Raw genomic sequence first — 10387 nt, 5'->3', positions numbered from 1 at the left:
CGAACTGGTCGATGTCATCGATCCCGACTGGGCGACGGCGGTAGAAGCCGTGCTGGCGCCGTATCGCCACCTGGTGCTGCTGGAACACCCAAAGGATGCGCGCGAAGCCTGGCGTCTCGGCGAGCAACTGCAGTACCGCCACTTCGTCGTCGCCGATCGCGCGCCCGTGGAGAAGGCGACCCGAGGTTCGTTGCTGGAGGTCGTGCGGTTCTCCGACGATCCGCCGGCGTGGCTGCCGCGCCACCTGGATCGCATCCAGCGCGTCGCCGATGTCGAAGCGGGCCATCGCCTGCCGAAGGGCCAGGACTGGATCACCGCCAAGGGTTACCTGCGCGAACAGCGTGGCGGTCGCCACATCGGTGGCGGCGCGCATCACTTCGGCGCGGGTGCGCGCCAGGCGCAACTGGTGTCGTTGCGTTCGGAGCACGCGATGCTGCAGGACCGCGCCCAGGAACGCGAAGATGCGCTGGCGAGCCTGCGCAAGCAGCTCGATGCGGCGCAGTCGCGCCTGCTGGGCCTGGATGCGGGCCAGGAACTGGTCACGCGCGCGGCCGAGTTCGCCGATGCCGCCGAGCGCCTGCCCGCATTGGCCGATGCCGCCGCGCAGGCCGCCACGGAGCTGGCGGAAGCGCGCCAACGGCTGGATGGACTGGAGGCACTCGACAAGGCCGAGGGCATCGCCACGGCGAGCCGGGCTGGCGAGATCAAGGCGCTCGCCGGCGAACTGCACGAACGCGGCCAGCAGATCGGCCAGGAGCACATGGCGCTGGCGCAGCGGATCCTCGACTTCCGCCGTCGCCGCGCGCAGATGCCGTTGGCGTGGCGTAGTGCATCCGTGCTGCGCGCCGCACGCGAGGAGTACGAAAGCGCGAGCGCGGTGCGCCGCGAGCTCGAGCGGATCGACGAACGCGTCGCCCGAGGTGGCTATGTCGAGGACGACGGCTGCGTTGCGCTGCGCGACAAGTTCGCGGCGGATCACGCGGGACTGGAAGCGGCTATCGGCAAGCGCGAGACGCACCTGCATCGTGCCCGTCGCCTGACCGAGGAAGCGCGCGGCGCCTACATCAACGTGCTGCGTGCCACCGTACGCCGCTACAAGCGCAACCTGGCCGCGCTCGGCGAGCTGGCCGGCATCGGCGTGGACGCCGAACTGCCCGAACTGGTGAACGAGGACACGGCGCTGGCGCAGGCCGGTCTGACCGTGCGCTTCGATTTCGACCGCAAGGGCTGGATCGGCCTGGACGACGGTGAAGCCTCCGGCGGCCAGCAGGTGATGAAGTCGCTGCTGCTGCTGGTCGCGCTGCTGCGCGACGAGGAGCAGCCGGGTGGTTTCGTCTTCATCGACGAACCGTTCGCGCACCTTGACGTGGCCAATATCGAGAAGGTCGGCCGCTTCCTGCGTTCGACCGATGCGCAGTACATCCTGACCACGCCGATCACGCACAACGTCAACGTGTTCGAGCCGTCCGACCTGGTGCTGGCGACGAGCAAGCGTCGCGCCGCCAGTACCTGGGCCGAACCGGTCGCGGTGCTGAAGCGCGACCGCTCTGGAGATGCAGCGGCGGCCTGATCGAAGTTGATGCTGTGGGAGCGACGTAAGTCGCGAAGGGCGCGAGGAGATCGACGCTCCTCCTCCCTTTCGATCGCGACTTACGTCGCTCCCACAGCCAAGACTCGATTACCAGCCGGCGAGCACCAGCTTGCCGATGGTCGTGCCCGACTCCAGCCGGCGATGCGCTTCACGCAGGCTCGCCGCATTGATCGGCGACAAGGTATCGGTGAGCGTGCCGCGCAGCTTGCCGGCATCGATCAGGTCGGCGACGCGGTCCAGCAGTGCCCCCTGTTCGCCCATGTCGGCGGTGCGGAAGCGCGGACGGGCGAACATCATTTCCCAGTGGATGCCGATGCTCTTGGCCTTGTACGGGTCGCCGATGCGCAGCTCGCCGCGCGGCTCGACGATCAGGCCGACATGGCCGAGCGGTGCGAGCAGTTCGCCCAGCTCGGTCCAGTAGCGGTCGGTATCCGCCAGGTTCAGCGCGGCGTCGATCGTGTCGAAGCCCAACGCCTTCAGCTGCGGGCCGAGCGGCTCGCGGTGGTTGATGACGTGGTCGGCGCCCATCGCCGTGCTCCATGCGATCGTGTCTTGGCGCGACGCGGTGGCGATGACGGTGAAGCCGGCATGCTTGGCCAGCTGGATCGCGATGGAGCCCACGCCGCCGGCGCCGGCGATCACCAGCAGCGACTTGCCGTTCCCGCCGCCGTCGAGCGCATACGGCATGCGGTCGAACAGCAGCTCCCATGCGGTGATCGTGGTCAGCGGCAGCGCGGCCGCCTGCGCGAAGTCGAGCGATGCGGGCTTCCGGCCCGCAATGCGCTCGTCGACCAGCTGGAACTGCGCGTTGCTGCCGGGGCGAGTGATGTCGCCCGCGTAGTAGACCGTGTCGCCGGGCTTGAAGCGCGTCACCGCCTCACCGACGGCCTCGACCACGCCGGCGGCGTCGTAACCCAACACCTTCGGCTGCGCTTCGACCTGCGGCTTGGGCGAACGCACCTTGGTGTCGACGGGATTCACCGATACGGCTTCCACGCGAACGAGGATGTCGTGGCCGGTGGCGGTAGGCGTGTCGAGTTCGACATCGACCAGCGATTGCGGATCGTCGATGGGCAGGTAACGGGTCAGGGCGACGGCTTTCATGGTGGATCCTCGTGGGGGAATCAGGACGCGTGCCGCGATGATGCGGCGCGCGGGGGAAAGAGGCGATGCGACGAAGGGCGGATCAGGCGCACTCCGCTTCCGCCACCAGCGGGAAACGCTGACGGCGTTCCAGCGCCAGCGCCCACAGGGCGACGGCGAACGCCGAGGCGGGCACCAACGCGGCGACCCACGGCAGGGCCGACAGGCCCAGACCCTGCGAGATCACCACGCCACCCAGCCACGCGCCCAGCGCATTGCCGAGGTTGAAGGCGCCGATGTTGAGGCTGGACGCGAGACTCTGTGCGTCGCTGGCCTTCTGCAGCACCCAGAGCTGCAGCGGCGACACCGTGGCGAACGCCGCGGCGCCGAGTAGGCCGGTGAACGCGATCATCGCCCACTGGCTGTGCAGCACGAAGGTCATCGCGCCCATCACCAGCGCCAGCAAGGCGAGCGTCCCCAGCAGCGCGGGTGCCAGGCGGCGGTCGGCGAAGCGGCCTCCGAGCAGGTTGCCGACGATCATGCCGACGCCGAACACCAGCAGGATCGGCGAGACCGCCGCATCGGCGAAGCCCGTCACCTGCGTCAGCAGCGGCTGGATATAGGTATACACGGTGAACATGCCGCCGAAGCCCAGCACGGTCATCAGCAGGCCGAGCAGCACCTGCGGGCGCGCGACCACGCGCAGCTCGTCGCGGAACGGCAGCGGCGACGGCGCACTGCGGTCGGCCGGCACTAGCGTCGCGATGATGAGTGTCGCCAGCACGCCGATCGCAGTGACCGCCCAGAACGTGGCGCGCCAGCCGAACTGCAGGCCCAGCCACGCGCCGGCCGGCACACCGAGCAGCGTGGCCACGGTCAGGCCGGTGAACATGATGGAGATGGCGGATGCCTTGCGGTCTTCGCTGACCATGCCGGTGGCGACCACGGCGCCCACGCCGAAGAAGGTGCCGTGCGCCAGCGAGGTGACCACGCGCGCGGCCATCAGCAGTTCGTAGTTCGGTGCCAGTGCACAGGCCAGGTTGCCCAGCGTGAACACGATCATCAGCGCGACCAGCACCGCCTTGCGCGGCATCCGGCTGGTGGCGGCCGTCAGCAGCGGTGCGCCGACGAAGACACCGAGCGCGTAGCCGGAGATCAGCAGGCCGGCCGCGGCGATGGAGACCTGCAGGTCGGCGGCAACCTGCATCAGCAGGCCCATGATGACGAACTCGGTGGTGCCGATGCCGAAGGCGCCGGCGGTCAGGGCGTACAGACCCAGCGGCATGCGCGGGGCGGGGGAGGCAGTGGGAGACATGGGGAGAAGGGCATTCGGGAAGGCGTGCAGGGTGCCGCTTCCTTCGTCGGCGAAAAACCGAGAAGATGGCGAATCACTTTCAATGGATTATTGAAAATGGATCGTGTCGGCGACCTCGCCCTATTCCTGCGCGTGCTCGACCTGGGCTCCATCACCGCGGCTGCCCATAGCCTGGACCTGTCGGTGGCCGTGGCCAGCCAGCGTCTGAAGCGACTGGAGAAGGAACTGGGCGTGCGCCTGCTGCATCGGACGACCCGCCGTCTGCACCCCACGCCCGAAGGCTTGGCCCTGGCGCAGCAGGGGCGGGTGCTGGTCGAGGAGCTGGAATCGCTCGGCAGTGGCCTTCGTGAGGCGGCCAGCGAGGTCGCAGGCACGCTGCGGGTGACGATGTCGGCCTCGTTCGGACGCCAGTATGTATCGCCGCTGCTGCCGTCCTTCCTCGCGCGCCATCCCAAGGTGCGGTTGAGCGTCCATCTCAGCGACAACGTGGTGGATCTGGTCAGCGAGGGCTTCGACCTGGCCATCCGCATCGGGGCGCTGGACGACTCGCGCCTGGTCGCCAGGCGTATCGCCCCCAACCGTCGCGTGCTGTGCGCCTCGCCGGATTACCTGCGCCGGCGCGGCGCCCCGCGGACGCCCGCTCAACTCGCCGACCACGATTGCCTGCTGCTGTTCGGCAGCGGCGGTCGCCAGGACGTCTGGCGGCTGGGTACGCCGGAGGGCGGCGAGGTGGCGGTGCGCGTGCACGGGCGCTTCGAGAGCAACTTCGGCGAGGTGCTGCGCGATGCTTCGCTGGCGGGGGAGGGCATCGTGGTGCACTCGCTGTGGCATGTCGCCGACGACCTGCGGGCGGGAAGGCTGCAGGTCGTGCTGCCGGACTTCCCGTTGGCGACGACCGCGATCAGTGCGGTCATGCCGCAGCGCCGGCTGGTGCCGCCGCGGGTGCGCGCGTTCGTGGATTTCCTGGCCGACCAGTTCGGCGACGATCCGTCGTGGGAGCGCGGACTGGCGGTGTAGTCAGGACGCGTCGAACGCGAAGGCGTCCAGTGCCAGTCCGCCCATTTCCACGTCGCGATGGAGCAGTCGTCCCTTCGCGCCTTCGCCGCCTGCACCGAGCGCCACGTAGAGCGGATAGAGGTGTTCGGTGGTGGGATGGTTCTGGGCTGCATGCGGCAGCGCGGTCCAGTCGAGCGCGGCGGCCGCGTTGCCGTCCAGCAGCGCAGCGCGCAACGGATCGGTGAACGCCGTCACCCACGGGTACGCGTTTGCCTGCGTGTGGTGCCAGTCCAGTGCGCGCAGATTGTGGGAAAAGCCGCCGGAGCCGACCACCAGGATGCCCTCGTCCCGCAACGGTGCAAGTGCCTGGCCCAGCCGGTAGTGCCACCCGGCGCTTTGGGAGGGGTTTACCGACAACGCCACCACCGGGATGTCCGACGCTGGATACATCCGCCTCAACGGTACCCAGACGCCATGATCCAGCCCATGGTGGTCGTCTTCGTGCGCTTCGAACCCGGCGGCGTTCAGGCGCCCTGCGATGTCGCGCGCGAGTGCGGGCGCGCCGGCGCTCGGATACTGGATTTGGTAAAGCGGTGCCGGGAACCCGCCGAAGTCGTGGATCGTCTCCGGCGCGGGCGCGGCAGTGAGCGTCGGATGCGCATGGGTGAAATGCGCGGAGGCCACCAGGATGGCGCGAGGTCGGGGTAACAGCCCGCCCAGGCGATCGAGGAACCGGCCGGTCGGCGAGTCCTCGATCGCCAGCATGGGGGAGCCATGCGACAGGAACAGGCTGGGGAGACGATGTACGGCAGGAGCGGGCAGGTTCATGATGAGAGCATCGGCCCTCGCGGGAGACTTACCAAGGGTCGTACGTGGACCGGTGTGTTGCCGGGGTCGGACTTGCCCGTGCGGCCCCAGATCTCTGGCGTGCACGGCGCCCGTGGCGGACTGGATCTGCACGTGTTCTCTTACAGAGTGTTAACCTTGGCCAACTTGTTATGGTACCGTTAACACAGTCTTCACATACCCCCGCATAATCTGTTCAGCAAGGCGACGGAAGCCTGTCGCCTCGAATAACAACTAGAAACGCCGTAAGCGAAGCACTTCGGTTTCTCTACTACTGAACTTTTACAAGGAAAGGAGCTGCAAATGAACAAGAAGATTCTCTGCGCCGCGCTGCTGGGCGGCCTGAGCCTCGCCAACCACGCGATGGCGCAGGAGTTTGATGATCGCTGGTACCTGACGGGCTCGGCTGGCTTCAACCTCCAGGACAAAGACCGCACCACGAACAACGCCCCGTTCCTGGCTCTTGGCCTTGGCAAGTTCATCAGCCCCAGCTGGTCGCTCGATGGTGAGCTGAACTATCAGAACCCGAACTTTGAAAGCAACCAGGATGCCCTGTGGAGCCAGTACGGCGTCTCGCTGGACCTGCGCCGCCACTTCATCCATGAAGGTCGTGGTTGGAATCCGTACATCGTCGCGGGCCTGGGCATGCAGCGTTCGGAAGAAGAGTCGCTGATCAATGCGTCGAACCAGCGCCGTGACAACAACCTCGCCGCCAAGCTGGGCGTCGGCCTGCAGACCACGTTCGACAAGCGCGTTGCCGTGCGTGCCGAGCTGGCCTACCGCGCTGACTTCGACGATCAGAGCGCTGCTGCTCCGAGTGAAGACTGGTTCGGCGACGTGCTGGCCTCGGTCGGCGTCGTGATCCCGCTGGGCCCGAAGGCTGAAGCCGCTGCCCCGCCGGCTCCGCCGGCTGCGCCGAGCTGCGCCGATCTCGACGACGACGGCGACGGCGTCAACAACTGCGACGACAAGTGCCCGGGTTCGCAGGCTGGCCAGACCATCGGTCCGGACGGCTGCCCGGTGCAGGTCTCGATCGACCTGAAGGGCGTGAACTTCGACTTCGACAAGTCGACCCTGCGCCCGGACGCGATCTCGATCCTGAGCGAAGCCGCCGAGATCCTGAAGCGTTACCCTGACCTGCGCGTCGAAGTTGCCGGCCACACCGATCTGTGCGGTGCCGACGCCTACAACCAGTCGCTGTCGCAGCGTCGTTCGCAGACCGTGTACGACTACCTGACGAACAACGGCGTCAGCGCGTCGCGTCTGGTGGGTCCGATCGGTTACGGCGAAAGCCGTCCGCTGGAGCCGACCGCGCAGACGCTGCCGGGTTGCAAGAGCGAGCGCAACCGCCGTACGGAACTGAACGTCCAGAACTGATCGGACGCTCTTCCTGCACCACCCGAAGCCCGGCCTTGTGCCGGGCTTCTTTTTTTCCGCCGCGGTGCGCGGGATTTGCGTGACCGCGCTTCCGTCTTCGTGCATCGATGCACCACGGGGCGGGCAATTTCTTGCCATGCCATGAGGCGCTGCCTACACTCCGGGCACGTCCAGCAAGAAACATCCAGGAGTTGTGCCGATGCGCCGTCATGTCCTCGCCAGTGTGCTTTGCATCGTCGCGATTCCCGCCGCCCACGCTGCGCCGGACTGCACGGGTAGTCTCGTGTCGCCGCCGCTCAAGGCGCCGGCAACCGTGATCGCGCCGGTGGCACCGGAATTCACGGCCGCCGCCACGCAGCTGGGCGCACCCTCGGGAGTGCTGGCGTCGCACGCTTTCGACGAGTCGCAATCGGTGGACCGCGTGCTCATGCGCTTACGCATTGAAGGCTGTCGCAATGTAGCCAGGGCCATGCCTGCTGCGACGGCGCCCACGGCCGCTGCTGCCGCCACGAGTTCGGCGGCATACCAGCCGAAGACCGCGCACGACAATTCGCCGTGGCGCTTCGACATGAGTCAGAACGGCAAGCGCATGACCGCCGACGAGTTCGATGCGTGGATGAAGTCGCGTGGCGTGCGTGTGGTGAAGGCGCCGGGTGCTCCGGCGGCGGCCCCCGCACCGGTACCTGCCGAACCCGCCAAGAAGAACTGATCCACGAACGGCCGGTCTCCCGGCCGTTTTCCTGCCGGTCCCCGATGAGTACGCGCCGACCTCCTTTTCGCGAAACCTCGCGTGCCGCGCCCTCCCGTGCGCCGCTCAGGCAGGGAGTCCGTCATGGGCTGGCCCGCGTGCTGTCCAAGCAAGGTGTGTGTTCGCGCAGCGAAGCCGCGCGCTGGATCGTCGAGGGGCGGGTGTCCGTCGATGGCCGCGTCGTGCGAGATCCCGAGTTTCCGGTGGTCGCCGGACGGGCCGTGATCCATGTGGATGGCCTGGCGAGCGCTGCGCCGGAGCGCTGCTACCTGATGCTCAACAAACCGCGAGGGCTGGTGACCACGGCACGCGACGAACAGGGACGCGACACGGTGTACCGGTGCCTGGATGGCGGGGAACTGCCGTGGGTCGCGCCGGTGGGCAGGCTCGACAAGGCCAGCGAAGGCTTGCTGTTGTTTACCAACGATCCGGAGTGGGCGGCCCGCATCACCGATCCCTCGACGGGTCCGGACAAGACTTACCACGTACAGGTCGATAGCTTGCCGGATGACGCCTTGCTCCGGGGATTGAAGGCGGGCGTCGACGTCGACGGCGAACGCTTGTCCGCGCGTGACGCTCGCGTCCTTCGGTGCGGGGAGCGCAATGCGTGGCTTGAGATCGTACTGGAGGAAGGACGCAACCGGCAGATCCGCCGGCTTCTGGCTGCGTTCGACATCGGCGTGCTGCGGCTGGTGCGCGTCGCTATCGGACCACTGGCGCTGGGAGATCTGGGCAAGGGCGCATGGCGCATGCTCGAACCGCATGAGCGCGGTGCACTCGCGGCGACGCCCGGCGTCTGATTGCGCGACGGCGGTCCGGGTTCGTGGCGAGGGGGCTGCCTACACTCGTCCGCGCTTACCTTGGGGACATCACCATGCACCGTTCGATCCCGCGCCTGCCGCTGTGCTGCGCCGTGCTGCTCGCCGTTGGCCTGTCGACAGGCTGCGCTACGAAATCCCCATCCGCTGCGGCGAAGCAGGCCGCGCCGGAGGAGATCGTCACCGTGAAGGTGGGTCCGCACGGACACCGTTTCGACATGCAGCAGAACGGTCGCAGCATGACGGCCGAGGAATTCGATGCGTGGATGAAGGCCCGTGGCATCCGCGTGGCCAAGGGCGCGCCGGCGAAGCCGAAGACCGCCAGTAGCGCCAAGCGCGCCCGCTGACGCGCGGGCACGCCGGGGTATCGATCAGGCCTTTATCACGCCCAGTTCGCGACCGATGCGGATGAAGGCGTCGATGGCGCGGCCCAGGTGTTCGCGCGTGTGCGCGGCGCTGATCTGCGTGCGGATGCGCGCCTGTTCCTTGGGCACCACCGGGAAGAAGAAGCCGATCGCGTAGATGCCTTCCTCCAGCAGGCGCTCGGCGAAGCGCTGCGCCAGCGGTGCGTCGTACAGCATCACCGGGCTGATGGGGTGCACGCCCGGTTTGATGTCGAAACCGGCGGCGGTCATCTTCTCGCGGAAGTAGCGCGTGTTCTCCTGCAACTGCTCGCGCAGGTCGCCGGCGGACGACAACATCTCGAACGCCTTGATGCCGGCGGCCACCACGTGCGGCGGCAGCGAGTTGGAGAACAGGTAAGGGCGCGAGCGCTGGCGGAGCAGTTCGATCACTTCCCTGCGTGCGGTGGTAAAGCCGCCCAGCGCACCGCCCATTGCCTTGCCCAGCGTGCCGGTGATGATATCGATGCGGTCCAGCACGCCCTTCACTTCGGCCGAGCCGCGGCCAGTGGCGCCGAGGAAGCCGGTGGCGTGGCATTCGTCGATGTGCACCAGTGCGTTGTACTTCTTCGCCAGTGCGGTGATCTCGTCCAGTGGCGCGATGAAGCCATCCATCGAGAACACGCCGTCGGTGGTGATCAGCTTGGTCTTGCAGCCAGCGGCATCGGCCGCCTGCAGCTGCTTTTCCAGATCGGCCATGTCGCAGTTGGCGTAGCGGAAGCGCTTGGCCTTGCACAGGCGCACGCCGTCGATGATCGAGGCGTGGTTGAGGGCGTCGGAGATGATGGCGTCGTCTTCGCCCAGCAAGGGCTCGAACAGGCCGCCGTTGGCGTCGAAGCAGGCGGCGTAGAGGATGGTGTCCTCGGTGCCGAAGAAATCGGCGATCGTCTGCTCCAGCTGCTTGTGCAGGTCCTGCGTACCGCAGATGAAGCGCACAGAAGCCATGCCGAAGCCGTGCGTATCCAGCGCGTCCTTCGCTGCCTGGATGACATCCGGGTGGTCGGCCAGGCCCAGGTAGTTGTTGGCGCAGAAGTTCAGCACTGTGCGGCCGTCGGCCAGGGTGATCTCCGCCGACTGCGGGCTGGTGATGATCCGTTCGGACTTGAACAGGCCCTGGGCACGGATCTCGTCGAGGGTGGCGGCGTAGTGGGCAGTCAGCGGGTTGGCCATGGCACGGGCATGAGCGGGAAAGTCGCCATTCTACCCGTCGCC

10 protein-coding genes are annotated in these 10387 nt (G+C 67.5%); 6 read left to right on the top strand and 4 right to left on the bottom strand.

All coding sequences use genetic code 11. The features are described from left to right. A partial coding sequence (locus AX730_RS08595) for an AAA family ATPase (RefSeq protein ID WP_157074167.1) occupies positions 1–1570 on the top strand: 1570 nt, incomplete at its 5' end. Between the two features lie 108 nt (positions 1571–1678). On the opposite strand, the gene AX730_RS08590 is transcribed toward AX730_RS08595, so the two are convergent. Together AX730_RS08590 and AX730_RS08585 are read right to left on the bottom strand one after the other, a co-directional pair. Then, a complete protein-coding gene (locus tag AX730_RS08590) occupies positions 1679–2695 on the bottom strand; it encodes a zinc-binding alcohol dehydrogenase family protein (protein WP_062354836.1) in 1017 nt (338 codons plus the stop codon). A gap of 82 nt (positions 2696–2777) precedes the next feature. Then, positions 2778–3989: an MFS transporter gene (locus tag AX730_RS08585; RefSeq protein WP_198147095.1), complete on the bottom strand. Its 1212-nt coding sequence runs from the start codon at positions 3987–3989 to the stop codon at positions 2778–2780. 96 nt (positions 3990–4085) lie between these two features. Between AX730_RS08585 and AX730_RS08580 the strand changes: the two genes are divergently transcribed. Then, positions 4086–5006: a LysR family transcriptional regulator gene (locus AX730_RS08580; protein ID WP_062354823.1), complete on the top strand. Its 921-nt coding sequence runs from the start codon at positions 4086–4088 to the stop codon at positions 5004–5006. On the opposite strand, the gene AX730_RS08575 is transcribed toward AX730_RS08580, so the two are convergent. Continuing rightward, positions 5007–5813: a dioxygenase family protein gene (locus tag AX730_RS08575; RefSeq protein WP_062354821.1), complete on the bottom strand. Its 807-nt coding sequence runs from the start codon at positions 5811–5813 to the stop codon at positions 5007–5009. A gap of 321 nt (positions 5814–6134) precedes the next feature. Between AX730_RS08575 and AX730_RS08570 the strand changes: the two genes are divergently transcribed. From AX730_RS08570 to AX730_RS08555, 4 genes are all read left to right on the top strand, one after another. After that, the gene (locus AX730_RS08570; RefSeq protein WP_062354818.1) at positions 6135–7208 is read left to right on the top strand and encodes an OmpA family protein; all 1074 of its coding nucleotides are present in this window, start codon (positions 6135–6137) and stop codon (positions 7206–7208) included. A gap of 199 nt (positions 7209–7407) precedes the next feature. Continuing rightward, the gene (locus AX730_RS08565; protein WP_062354815.1) at positions 7408–7917 is read left to right on the top strand and encodes a hypothetical protein; all 510 of its coding nucleotides are present in this window, start codon (positions 7408–7410) and stop codon (positions 7915–7917) included. Positions 7918–7961: 44 nt separating this feature from the next. Continuing rightward, positions 7962–8756 carry a pseudouridine synthase gene (locus AX730_RS08560; RefSeq protein ID WP_083537813.1) on the top strand — a complete coding sequence of 265 codons (795 nt, stop codon included), beginning with the start codon at positions 7962–7964 and terminating at the stop codon, positions 8754–8756. Positions 8757–8830: 74 nt separating this feature from the next. Continuing rightward, positions 8831–9121, top strand: a complete 291-nt coding sequence (locus AX730_RS08555; protein WP_062354809.1) for a hypothetical protein — start codon at positions 8831–8833, stop codon at positions 9119–9121. A 24-nt stretch (positions 9122–9145) separates the two neighbouring features. Here AX730_RS08555 and kbl read toward each other — a convergent pair whose 3' ends face one another. Next, positions 9146–10345: a glycine C-acetyltransferase gene (kbl, locus tag AX730_RS08550; RefSeq protein WP_062354807.1), complete on the bottom strand. Its 1200-nt coding sequence runs from the start codon at positions 10343–10345 to the stop codon at positions 9146–9148. Positions 10346–10387: the final 42 nt, after the last annotated feature.

It is taken from the genome of Pseudoxanthomonas mexicana (assembly GCF_001556105.1).
Taxonomy (GTDB): Bacteria; Pseudomonadota; Gammaproteobacteria; order Xanthomonadales; family Xanthomonadaceae; genus Pseudoxanthomonas_A; species Pseudoxanthomonas_A mexicana_A.
This window is presented reverse-complemented; position numbering and strand designations above follow the sequence as displayed.